The sequence below is a fragment of the Sphingopyxis sp. SCN 67-31 genome, from assembly GCF_001725095.1.
The window spans coordinates 12992-26172 of sequence record NZ_MEFH01000018.1 but is presented as its reverse complement, the minus strand read 5'-3'; the positions used below and the strand labels follow the sequence as shown (position 1 = coordinate 26172).

Below are 13181 nucleotides of genomic sequence, written 5' to 3'. Positions count from 1 at the left end.
ATAGGATGCGCTTCGGGATGGCGCCGATCGCGCGCGACGGGTTCGTGGCGGTGAAGGCGCGACTGCCGCTTGCAATGCCGGAGGAGGCGGTCGGGACCCACCGGATCGACCAGAACGACGGGCGCAAGCTGCGCGGCGGCCAACCGGTCAAGCGCCAGGCGATCGAACGGCGACGCGAACGCTGTCGACAGGCTGTCGGGGCGTGACGCGGCCCGCGCTCAATATCGCGCTGATCGGCAGCGGCTTCATGGGCCGCGCGCATGCCCTCGCCTTTGCGGCGGCCGACCGCACCTTCGACTTGCCGCGCGCGCCGCACGTCGCGCTCCTTGCCGACCGTGACCTGCCGAAAGCGACCGCCGCCGCGGCATCGCTCGGAATAGCGCGGGCGAGTGGCGACTGGCGCGAGGCTATCGACGATGCGGGCATCGACCTCGTCGCCATCGCGACCCCGAACAGGCTCCACGCCCCGATCGCCATCGCTGCTCTCGAAGCGGGCAAGGCGGTCTATTGCGAAAAGCCGCTGGCGACGACGATCGCCGAGTCCGAGGCGATGACTGCGGCCGCCGCGGCATCGGGGCTGCCCACCGCGGTCGGCTTCACCTATCTCTACAATCCGATGATCGTCCTTGCGCGCGAGTTGATCGCGGGCGGAGAGATTGGGGAGGTAACCGCCTTTCGCGGCATTCACGCGGAGGATTTCATGGCTTCGGCCGACGCGTCGTTCAATTGGCGATGCGAGCCCGATCAGGCGGGCGGCGCGCTCGCCGACATCGGCAGCCATATCATTGCGATGGCGCGCCATCTGGTGGGCGATATCGCCGTCGTGTCGGGCCGTCTCCATACCGCCTATCCGACGCGCCGCGATGCGCAGGGCACCGACCGCACGGTGACGGTCGACGATCAGATGGATGCCGTGATCGAATTCGCCAGCGGTGCGACGGGGACGCTCGCGGCGAGCTGGATCGCGAGCGGGCACAAGATGGGGCTGGCATTCGAGGTCAGCGGGACACGCGGATCGATCGCCTTCACGCAGGAGCGGTTCAACGAACTCAGGCTCTATCGCTCCGGACCGGGGCGCACCAATGGCTTCACGACGATCTGCGCGGGGCCGGAGCATGGCGACTATGGCGCCTTCTGTCCGGCGCCGGGGCATCAGATCGGCTACAACGACCTGAAGACGATCGAGGTCAAGGCCGTCGTGGAGGCGGCCGCAGGCTTGCCGTCGGCCGCGAAGAGCTTCGCCGACGCGCTGGCGGTCGAGCGGGTCGCCGACGCAATCCGCCGGTCGCATCGCGAAGGATGCTGGATCGGACTTCAGACGGCGTAGGCTGGCGCCAGCGCCGCCAGCATTTCCTCATGAATTGTGGGCGTCGATGCCAGCACGGTTCCGTTCATCAGGTCGAGCGCGTTGCCGCGCGTGTCGGTCACGACGCCGCCCGCCTCGCGGACGATCACGACCCCGGCCGCCATGTCCCAGGCGCTGACGCTCTGCTCCCAATAGGCGTCGTGGCGGCCGCAGGCGACCCAGGCCATGTCGATCGCTCCCGCCCCAAGGCGGCGGATGCCCGTGACGCGCGGGGTCAGCCGCTCCATCTCGGCATAGAATTGTTCGTGGTTCGGCTTGGTCGCAAAGGGAATGCCGACGCCCAGCACCGATTCCTCGATCGTCGTGCGCGTCGAGATATGGATGCGACGTTCGCCGAGCCATGCGCCGCCGCCGGTTTCCGCGCAGAACAGCTCGTCCATCGCGGGGACATAGGTGACCCCTGCGACGACCTCCCCCTGCTTCGCCAGCGCGATGTTGACCGCGAAGAGTGGGGATCCTGTCAGGAAGTTGGTCGTACCGTCGAGCGGATCGACCACCCACACATGGTCGGTGTCGCTGCCGGGCGTCAGCCCGCTTTCCTCACCGAGGAAGCCATAGTCGGGGGCATGGGCCATCAGCCGCTCACGGACGGTCGCCTCGGCCTTCAGGTCGGCCTCGGTGAACATGTCGGCGGCGCCGGCCTTGCTATGGATCGTGAGCGTGGCGATGCGCTCGCGATCGGCGATCAAACCTTCGCCGGCGGCGTGGGCGGCGGCGATCATGGCGGAAATAAGGGGTGACATTGGCATGGAATGAATATACGTTCTGTTTTCTGGAAAAGATAGAAAAATTATTCTGAAATGATGTTGCGGGCTGCTTTTGCGGCCGTTGTCGGACGATCGGGTATTGGCTCGATTGCGATCTCGAAGAGAAAAGGGAGGGGTGCGTGAAAACGAGTCTATTTGCAATCGCCGCCGGGCTGGCGGCTGTTCCGGCAGGCGTCATGGCACAGCAGGCTGCTTCGATTCCGGTCGTCGCCGCCTCCGCCGAAACGCAGGCGACCGACGGATCCGGTGCCGATGGCGCCGTGGTCGTCGCCGACCCCGCCGATGCATCGCGTTCGTTGATTCTCGCGGGCGCCGAATCCGCCGGAATCGATGTCTTCGATCTGGCCGGGAAACGTGTGGGGACGCACAAGGTCGGCAATATTCGCGCGCTCGATCTGCGCGCCGATGCCGCGCCGGGCGGGGGACCGTTGCTGGCCGCGCTCGATGGCAAGGATAATGCGCCCAAACTCTTTCGTGTGATGGCCGGTGGTGTCCCGGCGCCGCTCGCGCTGACCGGAATAGAGCCTGGGATGACGGTCGCGGGGCTCTGCTTCTCGCGCAGCCATCGCGACGATACCCTTTATCTGTTCCTCGTCGGTGACAAGGGAGAGATCGAGCAGTGGGGATTGTCGTCCGAAGCGTCGGGCGCCATGAACGGGCGGATTGCGCGGCGCTGGTCGCTCGGGTCGGAAATCGGCTATTGCGCCGCCGACGACCGCGGTTCGGTCTATTTCTCGCAGGAAGCCGTGGGGGTATGGCGCTTCGCCGCCGAACCCGAGGCCGAGATCGCACCCGAGATCGTCGATATCGTCCGCCTCGGCCACATCACCGAAGAAGCGAAGGGTGTCGGCATCGCCGCCGACGGCCGCCTGCTTGTTTCGGACGCGTCGGCCAATCGGCTGAACATTTACGATCCCCTCGATGGCTATGCCTATCTTGGCTCGGTGGCGCTCGCGGCGGGTACCGACCAGGTCGAGGATGGCGGCAGCGTCACGGTGGCAGGGCCGGTCGTGCTGGTCGCCGATGACGATAATTCGCCTGAGGAACCGAATTTCAAGATTGCGGGTTGGCAGGCGATCCTCGCCGCGGCGGGGCTTCCCGAACGGCCGGCGGTGCCGGCGCCCGAGACGATGCCGCTCGCGCGCCCGACAGTCGAAACAGTGCCGGTGGAGACCGGCGGCGACGCCGCAGACGATCCGGCGATCTGGATCAATCCCGCCGACCCCGCGCAAAGCGTCGTGATCGGGACGCAAAAGCAATCGGGACTCTATGTGTATGATCTGGAAGGGAAAGTCATTCAGTTCCTTCCCGACGGGCGCATGAACAATGTCGATTTGCGAAGCGGCTTCCGCCTCGGCGGCCGCGACGTGACGCTCGTGACGGCCAGCAATCGCACAACCAAAGGCATCTCGATCTATGTCCTCGATCCCGCGACGCGCAAGCTGACCGACGTTGCGGACGGGTTACAGGACACCGGTTTCAAGGATCCCTATGGCCTCTGCATGTATCGCAGCGCGAAGACGAGAAAGACCTATGTTTTCGTCAATCAGAGCGACGGCAAGATGCGCCAGTGGGAGTTGGTCGCGACGCCCGCCGGCAAGGTGCGGGCGAAACTCGTGCGCGACCTGCCTTTCGAAACGCAGGTCGAGGGCTGTGTCGCCGATGACGAGACCGGCATGCTTTATACCGGTGAAGAGGATGTCGGCATCTGGCGCGAGGGTGCCGAGCCGCGCGGTGGTCCCGCACGCACGACGCTGGCGAAAGTCGCCGACAACCCGGCGCTCAAGGACGATATGGAGGGGATCGGACTCTATGCCATGGCTGACGGCAAAGGCTATCTCGTCGTCTCGAGCCAGGGTAATGACAGCTATGCGGTGTTCCGCCGTGAAGGTGACAATGCCTATGTCGGCTCGTTCCGCATCGGCGCCGACATGGCGGCGGGGATCGACGGTGTATCCGAAACCGACGGCCTCGACGTCACCAGCATGGCGGCGGGACCGGCCTTTCCCCACGGCCTGATGGTCGCGCAGGATGGCCGAAATGTTTCGCCTCCCGAGAATCAGAATTTCAAGCTAGTACCGTGGGAGCGGGTGGCAAAGGCGCTCGGTCTCGAAATCGGCCAATAGCGGTACTTTGACAGAGATATGATCGCTGAGGCGGGGCAGCAATGCCCACATGGCGCTGCGGGCGCGCTCGGCCCGTGGATTATGCGCAGTCGCAGAATAGCCAACACAGCGCAGCGGCCGCCGCAGCTATTGGGGGGGAGAAAGCAGGGTACAGCGCGGCGGGCGACGGATACAGCTTGTCGCTGTGATCGCGATAAGGCGGCCAGCTTGCCTGACAATCGTTCGGCAGCGGCGATCTCCGCCTTGTCGATCGGCGGCAGGGCGGGGAATATGTCGATCAGCCGCGCCGGCGCCTGCGCATTGAGCCGAGGATAACGGGCGAGCGGATTGTGAGTCTCTTGCGTCCTGTGTGGCGCTCCCCGCAAGCGGGGAATGGATGACTGGCAGCCATCCTGAGGGTCAGGACCCGCTAACATCATACAGGTTCAGCCGGGGGCGGGCATTTGCCGTGAGCCACGTGCTGCTGGAACCGGGCTCGCGAGGTCATCGACAGCGAGCTTGGGAGGTGCTCAGCGCTGCTCCGCGACGCTTTCGGACTGCTTCTGCTCCGTTTTAACGCAGCGCGTCCGCGATCTCGCCCAGGCTGTGGAAGGCCGCGTCGTCCTGATCGGCCAGCCAACCCAGCAGCCGCTCAAGCGCGTCGATCCTGTAAGGCAGGCCCATGATATAGGGCGTGACGTTCAGCGGCAACATGCGGCTGGCGCCGAGCGTCGAGGCTTCGCCGTGCAGCAGCGTATAGGCGTCCATGATCTGCTCGACATAGGAATCGGCCGATTGCTGCTGGACGGTCACGATCTGCCGGTCGGAAAGCTCGTGGTTGACCGGCACGTTGACGATGGCGCCTGCGCCGGTCTCGAATCGATAGGGCAATTCGTCGTTCACCCAATCCGCCATATAGGTCAGCCCCGCCTCGGCGAGCAGGCGCGGCGTGTTGAACGATTGCGAACGCGCGATCGACATCCAGCCGCGCGGGCGCGTGCCCGCGGCCTGTTCCAACGCGTCGAGCGCGGCCGCGATCAGCGCGCGTTCCTCGTCCTCGGGCAGGCCCGATGCGATGGTGCCGTTCATGTCGGTCGAATGCGCGACGATCTCGTGCCCCGCGGACAGGATATCGGCGATAATCCGCGGATAGCGTTCGGCGATCGCGCTATTAATCGCGACCGATACCCGCGCATCCACCTTCGCGAACGCATCGAGCATCCGGTAGAAGCCGATCCGCGTGCCATATTCGCGCGCGGTATAGTGCCGGTAATCGGGATAAGGGGTGACCATATGCCCCGGCGCACGGAACGGCTTGTCCGCGGGCAGGATCGGAAACCATTCGAGATCGACGACGATCGCCACTGCGACGGTCTTGCCCGAAGGCCAGGCGATCGGTGGCCGTTCGAACAGGTTGGAATAGGGGTAATAATCGTGATCCATGCCCCGCTTGCGCAGGGGATAGTCGAGATAGGCCGGGTCGAGGCTCATGCCGCCACCTGCTGCATGTAATGATCGGCAATGTCGCCGCTTCGGGTGATCCAGGCGCGGCCGTCGGCGGCGATGTGCTTCAGCACCTCTTCGAACGGACCGATGCGATGCGGCTGGCCGATCAGATAGGCGTGCAGCGGGATGCACATCACCGTGCCGCCTTCGTCCGCCAGCCGTTGATATTGGCGGATCAGCGTGTCGGCATAGGCGCGCGGCGACATGTTGTAGACGAAGAAGCCGTAATGGTCGTTGACCTCCAGGCTGTAGGGCATCGAGATCAACCGGCCCGACTTCACATGAACCTCGCCCGGCTGGTCGTCGTGATAGAGGTCGCAGGTATAGGACAGGCCATAGTCGGCGATCAGGTCGAGCGTACGCGGCGTATGGGTCAGTGCGGGGGCGAGCCAGCCCTTGATCGTCTGGCCGGTCGCCTCGCGCACGGTGCGGATCGAATCCTCGATCAGCGCGCGCTCCTGCGCCTCGTCCATGCCATAGCTGTAGCGCGTGTTGTAGATGCCGTGGCTGAAGAACTCCCAGCCGCGCGCGGCGGCGTCGGCCACCACTTCGGGCAGATGCTGGCACATCGCCACCGACAGGCTGACCGATCCCGGGAAGCCGTGCCGCGACATCGCCTCTGCCAGCCGCCAGTGACCGACGCGGTTTCCGTAATCGCGGTGACCATAGCCGACCACGTCCGGATGCGGCTTGGGCCAGCTCTTGCGGTGGGGATTGGCGGGCGGATCGAGTTCGTAGAATTCGATATTGGGCGACACCCAGACCGCGACCTGCTTGCCCCCGGGCCATTCCAGCTTCGGACGGCCGCGATAGGGGCGGAAGTCATAGAGACCGGGGTCCTTCTCGCCCTCACGCATCGGCCTGGGCCTCCAGCCAGTCAATCACGGTCCGCACCGGTTCGACGTCCGCATATTTCAGCTGAAGGTCGGTCAAATTGGCGAAGTGATAGCTCTCGTGCTTGTCCGCGCAGGTCTCGACCGGCACGATCGTGCGATAGCCGCGGCTGAGGCTGTCCACCGCGGCGGCGCGGACGCATCCCGAGGTGGAGCCGCCGGTGATCACCACCGTGTCCACCTTGTGCCAGACCAGCAGGCTCTGAAGCGGGGTCTCGAAGAAGGGCGAAGGCATGCGCTTGGTGTAGATCGTGTCGCCCGGAGCGATCGCGCAGCGCTCGTCAAAGGCGTGGCGGTCGCTGTCGTACTTGATGTTCTGCAGGCTGTCCGGCGTATCGGTCCGCGTGCCCCATACGCCCGCGTCGCTGGCATCCTCGGCATAGGCGACACGGGTCCAGATCACCGGCATGCCCCTGGCGCGGGCGAGGGCCGAGATGGTGTTGACATGCTCGATCTGGCGCGGGTCGGTTTCGTAGGCGGTCCTGTACCGGTCGATCCGCGTATAGGCGTTCTGGAGATCGACATTGACGATGGCGAGCTTGCTGCCGAAGCCGAACTTGGCGCGGGCCGGATTGGCCATCACCTCCTCGAAGATCTGACGCGCGGTCCTGCCGTCGCTGACCATCCGGGTTCCGACGATTTCGCTTATCATACGATCTCCATGGCATGGGCGGGCCTGAAGCCCAGCGGCAGTTTCGCATCGGGCAGGAAGCCGTACATCTCCTCGTCCGGCAGTGCCGCGGTGACGATCTCACGAACCGCCAGCAGCCGGTCGATATCGATGCCGGTGCGCAGGCCCATCGCCTCGAGCATGAACACCAGATCCTCGGTCACGATATTGCCGCTGGCACCGGGGGCGAACGGGCATCCGCCAAGCCCGCCCAGCGACGCATCGAGCGTGGTCAGCCCGCATTCGAGCGCGGCAAGCGCGTTGGCGAGGCCAAGGCCGCGCGTGTTGTGCAGATGGATACCGGTCAGCGCACCGTCGCCGACCACGCCGCGCACCAGTCCGATCAGATGCTTCACCGCGCGCGGATCGGCATAGCCCGTCGTGTCCGACAGCCCGACCTCGTCGCAGCCCGCATCCATCAGCGCGGCGGCGAGCCGGGCGATCTGGGCGTCGGGGATCGCGCCCTCCAGCGTGCAGCCGAACGCGGTCGACAGGCTGCCCTCGAAATGCGGCCGATCAGCCGCGGGCAGTGCACGGATCAGAGTGGCGATGGCGATCGCCTCGTCGATCACCTGTTCGTGCGAGCGGCGCAGGTTGGCAAGGCTGTGCGTTTCGGAGACGGAAAGCGGCAGGGTGATCTTGTGCGCGCCGGCGCGAATCGCCGCCTCCGCGCCCTTGGCGTTGGGCACCAGTACCGCGACGCTGAGGCCCGGGATGGTGCGGGCATGGTCGACCAGCTCGGCTGTGTCGGCGAGCTGCGGGAGCAGCTTGGCGGGGACGAAGCTGCCCACCTCGATCTCGCGGACGCCGGCGGCGGCCTCGGCGTCGATCCACGCTTTCTTGGCCTCCAGCGACATGATGGTGGCGATGCTCTGAAGCCCGTCGCGCGGACCGACCTCGCTTACCAATATGTCGATATCGCCCATCGGATCGGCCACGGCTGACGCCCTATATTTGTACTACTCTTATAACAAATAGCCGAAGCGCATGGAATGGCAAGGGTGTCCGTTCAATTTTTTGCGCGCTGCTCAGATTTCGGCGTGGAGCGTGTGCGACTGGAGGTCGAAGCGCATCTGATACCGGTCAGCGCGATAATAGGCCTGGGTCAGCAGCATCGGCTCGCCCCCCTTGTCGCGAAACGCGCGGGTGATTCGCAGCAACGGCGCCATCGAGTCGATCTTGAGCGCGGCCGCCATCGCCGGATCCGCCGAAACCGCCGCGATCGTCTGCGCCGCACCGCCAAATTCTCGGCCCGATTGCTGGACGAGGTTGAGGATCGGGGTCCGCCTCAGGCTCTTTTCGGTGATCATGAAGCTGAGCGGCTCCGGCACATGGGCAATCGTCACCCCCAGCGGCTCGCCGTCGAGCCAGCGCAGGCGCACCGCGCGCATGACACGCGTTCCCGGCGGGACCCCCAGCAGCGACGCGACCGGATCCTGCACCTCCTCGCGCGTCAGTTCGAGCACAGTCACCTTGGTCTTGCGGCCGAAGGTCACCAGCGAATCGACGGCTTTGCCGATATCGGCCTCGATGGGCCGCACCGGCAGGTCATAAATGACGCGGGTACCGACGCGGCGCTTGCGCTCGACGAAATGCTGCAGCGCCAACTCGTCCAGCGCGCGGCGCGCGGTGATCCGCGATACCCCGAAGGTGTCCGATAACTCCTGTTCCGTCGGCACGAGCGAGCCGTGCGGGCGGCTGCCTGAAACTATTTCGTCGCGCAACTGCACGAAAATCTGATGATACAGCGGAACGGCGGTCTTGCGATCGACGCTGGATAGTTCCTGCTTGCCGCTAATCATCCAATCCCTCTCCGCGCGACTGAAGGCGCATATATGGCCGGGTGCCCGTCGGGCATCGCGGCTATTCCTATAACTTGGCAGTTCGGCGCGTGGAAAGCCGTTTACCGGGCCGAATGTGAAATTTGCTATAAAGTTATAAGTCTATAACAAATAACTTGCCGCCCCGTCATCCCGGCGTATATCCCATCCGGCACGAGGGGAGACGAAGATGGCGACGGGCGGCACGACAGGCGATCTTCACGCAGCGGCGCCCGGCACCGCCGGTTGGACCCCGATTCAGGTCACCGTGGTCGCAATCTGCGCGGTGATCAACATGCTCGATGGCATGGACGTGCTCATAATCTCCTACATCGCTCCGGCAATGGCCAAGGACTGGGGGGTCAGTTTCGAGGTGCTGGGGGTGATCTTCAGCGCGGGACTGGTCGGCATGATGCTCGGTTCGATCGTAATCGCGCCGCTGGCCGACGGAATCGGGAGGCGCCCGGTCGTGCTCGGCGCGCTGATGGTGATCACGGTCGGCGCGTTCGGTACCGGTCTGGCCCAGACGATTCCCGCCTTTGTGGGGTTCCGCTTTCTGACCGGCCTCGGCATCGGCACCTTGCTCGCCAGCGTCGCCGCTTTGGCGAGCGAATATGCGCCGCCGGGCAAGCGCAGCATCGCGATCGGCTGGTTCCAGGCAGGCTATCCGATCGGCGCGGTGCTGACCGGCCTGGTATCGATCTGGTCGATCCCGCAATTTGGCTGGCAAGCGACGTTGCTGGGCACCGCGGTGGTCAGCGCGGTGGTGCTGCCGTTCGCCTTCATGCTCCTGCCCGAGTCGCTGGATTTCCTCCAGAACCGCCAGCCCGCTGGCGCGCTGGCGAAGATCAATGCACTGCGCCTCCGCCTCGAACTGCCGCAGCTCGACAGCCTGCCGCCGCCGCGCAGCCGCGGTGCCGTTCCCAAGCTGGGGCACCTGTTCGCAGGCGGACTGTGGAAATCGACGCTCATTCTGTGGCTGTCGATCTTCCTTGGTTATCTGGTGCTCTATTTCGTGACGAGTTGGATCCCGCGCCTGGCGTCGGAAGCGGGATTGAGTGCCGCCAATTCGCTCTGGGCCGGCTCGGTCTTCAATGTCGGCGGGATTATCGGCACGACCAGCATCGGCTGGCTGGCGACCAAACGCGACATCGGCTGGCTGATCCGCGGCTATATGCTGGTCGGCGCGGTGCTGCTGGTGGTGTTCAGCCAGCCGATGCCGCTGGTGGCGGTGCTTGGGGTCGCGGTCGGCATGGGGCTCGCGGTGCAGGGCGGCTTCAGCGGCTTCTATTCGCTGGCGGCGCAGATCTACCCGACCGAAGTCCGCAGTTCGGGCATCGGCTGGGCGATCGGCATCGGTCGCGGCGGATCGGTGATCGGGCCGCTGCTCGGCGGTTTCCTGCTCGGACAGCACTTGCCGCTGTGGATCGTCTTCCTGTGCTTCGCCATCCCGCTCGCACTGTCGGGCATTCTTGCCGCGCTTGTCCGTGGGCGGGCCGATTTGGCCTGATTTCGCGCTCCGCGGCGCACGAACCTTGCGAGCCAAGTCACCGAAATGACGCTTTCAACCACTCAATCATCATAAATCTATAACAAATCACTTGCCGATCCGGCCAACTCATGATTTGATATGAATGCATAACAAATGAGGTCACGCAGCTCCCGCGAGTCGCGGCCTGACCTCGAAGCATAAAAGACGCTCCGCGCGCAGAGTCGGGGAGCAATTGGCCGATTGGGCCACAGGGATAATGAGGGGGGTCATCATGACGCATCTGTCCAAGCCTACAGCACGCGCAATCCTGCTTGCTGCACTTCTGGGTTCCGTCGCGATGGCCGGGCCCGCCTGGGCTCAGGAGGCATCGGACAGTCAGGCGACCGAAGCCACGACCGCCGACGAATCGCGGAATGCCGGTAGCGGAGAGATCGTCGTCACCGCCGAGCGCTATGGCGGCACGGTGCGGACCACTCCCATCTCGGTGACGGCACTGGGCGAGGGCGCGCTGGAAGAGCGGCAGGTTCGCGACGTTCGCGATATCGCCAACCAGGTCCCCGGCATCACGCTGTCGCAGGCGACGGCGGGTTCGTCCCAGATGAAGATCGTCGTGCGCGGCGCCGGTACGGAGACGGGCGGTATCCGCGCGAACGGCACCGTCGGCGTCTATATCGACAACGTCATCCAGCCCCGGCCCAACGGCGCCTTTTTCGATTTCTTCGATGTCGAGCGGGTCGAGTTCCTGCGCGGTCCGCAAGGAACGCTCTATGGGCGCAACACCTCGGGCGGCGCGATCAAGCTGGTGACCAAGCGGCCTTCCTATGACTGGACCGGCGCGGGACAGCTGGGGATCGGCAACTATGAGGCGTTCGAAGCCAAGGGCTATCTCAGCGGGCCGATTATTGACGATGTGCTGTCGTTCGCGGTGAGCGGCATCTACCGCAAGCGTGACGGCTTCGTCTACGGCATCGAGCATGGCGAGCGGATCGGCGATCTCGACCGTTCCGCTCAGCGCATCAAGCTCCTGTTCGAGCCGACCCCCGACCTGACGTTCGAGCTTTCGGGCTATGCGATGCAGGACCGTTCGGACTCCAACATCCCCATTCCGCTGATCGCGCCGCTCGGCGTGACCGATCCTTATGCGGTTCCGGACCGCGACCTGTCGGTCAACGAAGTGTACGCCAACCTCTATCAGCGGATCTATCAGCGCGGCTTCAGCCTCAACGCGACCTATGCGATCACGGACAATCTCGAGATCGGCTCGATCACCGGCTATGGCCGGCTGAACCAGGAGAGCCTCGGCAATGACAGCTTTCTGTCGCCGGCGCGTATCGCCGCCAATGGCGGGCGACTGGTCGTCGCCAACCCCAACCGCGTGCAGTTCGACAGCGAATGGTGGACCCAGGAAGTCAACCTCATCTACACGAGCGACAGGTTGAAGGCTGTCGCCGGCGTCTATTATTTCACCGAAAAAGGCACCCAGCAGGGCGCAGCGGGAACCGCGCAGACCGACGATGCCTCCAACAAGGTGGAAGCGCCCGCAGTCTTCGCCCAGGCGACCTACACGATCGGCGGCGGGGTCAGCGTGCTGGGCGGCCTGCGCTACACCCGCGAGACGACGGACTATTATGCGCTGACGATCGGGTCGGCGGCCGGCTCGCAGGTGGGCCACTCCACCTTCTCCTCGCTTACGCCCAAGCTGGGCCTGAACTGGGAGGTCAACGAGAATCTGTTCACCTATATCTCATGGACGAAGGGTACGCGCAGCGGCGGCTTCAACTCGCGCGATCCGATCACCGCGCAGCTCGTGCCGACTCCGTTCGGTGCGGAGTTCGTCGACAGCTATGAGCTGGGCGCCAAGATGAACTTCCCGAGCATCGGGTTCAGGCTCAACGCGACAGGATATGTGGCGGATTACAGCGATCTGCAGTTGAGCACGATCATTCCCGGCGCCGCGTTCATCGTGACGCTCAACGCCGGCGCGGCGCGCGTCTGGGGTCTCGAACTGGAACCGAACTGGAAGGTGACCGACGATCTCGAACTCTATGGCAACATGGCGTTCAACGACGGAAAATATACCAAGAGCTTCTCCTGCGCGAACCAGTTCGGCGTCTGGGTCGATTGTACCGCCAACGAGATCAAGGGGCTGCCCAAGGCGAAGATCGGCCTTGGCTTCCGCTACTCGCCGACGCTGGCCGATGGCTGGGGCTCGCTGACGATCGGCGGCAACTGGGACCACACGTCCAAGGTGTACAATACTATTTCCAACCAGACCGACCTGGTTCAGACCGCACCGCTGGATCTGTTCAACGGCTCGATCGGATGGCGCAGCGACGATCGCACCTGGAGTTTTTCGATTGAGGGGCGCAACCTCGCCAATAAGCGCTATCTGGTGGCGGGGTTGCTGAGCGCCAATGCGACGCGGCCTGCGGTGACCGGCTATCCCGGAGAGCCGCGCCAGGTCTTGTTCCGCGTCGGGTTCTCCTTCTGATGCGGGCGGCGGGCCGAGCGGGAGCGACCCGCGGCGCGGGCGCGGCATCGCGTGGTGTCGCGCTGCGGACG

General features: G+C 64.8%; 11 protein-coding genes. 5 read left to right on the top strand and 6 right to left on the bottom strand.

Going from position 1 to position 13181, the window contains the following annotated elements:
• The first annotated feature begins 5 nt into the window (after positions 1-5).
• Entirely contained in the window at positions 6-206 is a 201-nt protein-coding gene (locus ABS88_RS03250; protein WP_067106862.1) for a hypothetical protein, read from the top strand.
• Positions 203-1327 carry a Gfo/Idh/MocA family protein gene (locus ABS88_RS03245; protein WP_199775041.1) on the top strand — a complete coding sequence of 375 codons (1125 nt, stop codon included), beginning with the start codon at positions 203-205 and terminating at the stop codon, positions 1325-1327. The genes ABS88_RS03250 and ABS88_RS03245 overlap by 4 nt, the downstream gene beginning before the upstream one ends.
• Here ABS88_RS03245 and ABS88_RS03240 read toward each other — a convergent pair.
• On the bottom strand, positions 1315-2115 hold the full coding sequence (locus ABS88_RS03240; protein WP_104960241.1) for an inositol monophosphatase family protein: 801 nt from the start codon (positions 2113-2115) through the stop codon (positions 1315-1317). The genes ABS88_RS03245 and ABS88_RS03240 overlap by 13 nt on opposite strands.
• 137 nt (positions 2116-2252) lie before the next feature.
• Here ABS88_RS03240 and ABS88_RS03235 point away from each other — a divergent pair, with 137 nt between their 5' ends.
• The gene (locus ABS88_RS03235; RefSeq protein ID WP_286749052.1) at positions 2253-4259 is read left to right on the top strand and encodes a phytase; all 2007 of its coding nucleotides are present in this window, start codon (positions 2253-2255) and stop codon (positions 4257-4259) included.
• A gap of 552 nt (positions 4260-4811) precedes the next feature.
• Here ABS88_RS03235 and ABS88_RS03230 read toward each other — a convergent pair.
• The 5 genes from ABS88_RS03230 to ABS88_RS03210 all read right to left on the bottom strand — a co-directional run bounded on the left by ABS88_RS03230 (position 4812) and on the right by ABS88_RS03210 (position 9109).
• Positions 4812-5729 (bottom strand): polysaccharide deacetylase family protein, encoded by a 918-nt coding sequence (locus ABS88_RS03230; protein WP_104960243.1) that lies wholly within the window; start codon positions 5727-5729, stop codon positions 4812-4814.
• Positions 5726-6601, bottom strand: coding sequence for a polysaccharide deacetylase family protein (locus ABS88_RS03225; RefSeq protein WP_104960244.1), 876 nt, complete (start codon positions 6599-6601; stop codon positions 5726-5728). Before ABS88_RS03225 ends, ABS88_RS03230 begins: the two co-directional genes overlap by 4 nt.
• Positions 6594-7289, bottom strand: a complete 696-nt coding sequence (locus ABS88_RS03220; RefSeq protein WP_199775043.1) for an isochorismatase family protein — start codon at positions 7287-7289, stop codon at positions 6594-6596. Before ABS88_RS03220 ends, ABS88_RS03225 begins: the two co-directional genes overlap by 8 nt.
• Positions 7286-8245 (bottom strand): hydroxymethylglutaryl-CoA lyase, encoded by a 960-nt coding sequence (locus ABS88_RS03215; RefSeq protein ID WP_324787693.1) that lies wholly within the window; start codon positions 8243-8245, stop codon positions 7286-7288. Before ABS88_RS03215 ends, ABS88_RS03220 begins: the two co-directional genes overlap by 4 nt.
• 90 nt (positions 8246-8335) lie before the next feature.
• Positions 8336-9109 carry a GntR family transcriptional regulator gene (locus tag ABS88_RS03210; protein ID WP_104960245.1) on the bottom strand — a complete coding sequence of 258 codons (774 nt, stop codon included), beginning with the start codon at positions 9107-9109 and terminating at the stop codon, positions 8336-8338.
• Between the two features lie 208 nt (positions 9110-9317).
• On the opposite strand from ABS88_RS03210, the gene ABS88_RS03205 reads away from it, so the two are divergent.
• Positions 9318-10637 carry an MFS transporter gene (locus ABS88_RS03205; RefSeq protein ID WP_104960246.1) on the top strand — a complete coding sequence of 440 codons (1320 nt, stop codon included), beginning with the start codon at positions 9318-9320 and terminating at the stop codon, positions 10635-10637.
• Positions 10638-10890: 253 nt separating this feature from the next.
• Complete coding sequence (locus ABS88_RS03200; protein ID WP_158682370.1) at positions 10891-13110, top strand: TonB-dependent receptor; 2220 nt, start codon at positions 10891-10893, stop codon at positions 13108-13110.
• Positions 13111-13181: the final 71 nt, after the last annotated feature.

Excerpts from the sequence above, each read along its gene's own strand:
- ABS88_RS03250 (WP_067106862.1), top strand. The coding sequence starts at position 6 with ATGCGCTTCGGGATGGCGCCGATCGCGCGCGACGGGTTCGTGGCGGTG.
- ABS88_RS03240 (WP_104960241.1), bottom strand. The coding sequence starts at position 2,115 with ATGCCAATGTCACCCCTTATTTCCGCCATGATCGCCGCCGCCCACGCC.
- ABS88_RS03230 (WP_104960243.1), bottom strand. The coding sequence starts at position 5,729 with ATGAGCCTCGACCCGGCCTATCTCGACTATCCCCTGCGCAAGCGGGGC.
- ABS88_RS03225 (WP_104960244.1), bottom strand. The coding sequence starts at position 6,601 with ATGCGTGAGGGCGAGAAGGACCCCGGTCTCTATGACTTCCGCCCCTAT.
- ABS88_RS03220 (WP_199775043.1), bottom strand. The coding sequence starts at position 7,289 with ATGATAAGCGAAATCGTCGGAACCCGGATGGTCAGCGACGGCAGGACC.
- ABS88_RS03210 (WP_104960245.1), bottom strand. The coding sequence starts at position 9,109 with ATGATTAGCGGCAAGCAGGAACTATCCAGCGTCGATCGCAAGACCGCC.
- ABS88_RS03205 (WP_104960246.1), top strand. The coding sequence starts at position 9,318 with ATGGCGACGGGCGGCACGACAGGCGATCTTCACGCAGCGGCGCCCGGC.
- ABS88_RS03200 (WP_158682370.1), top strand. The coding sequence starts at position 10,891 with ATGACGCATCTGTCCAAGCCTACAGCACGCGCAATCCTGCTTGCTGCA.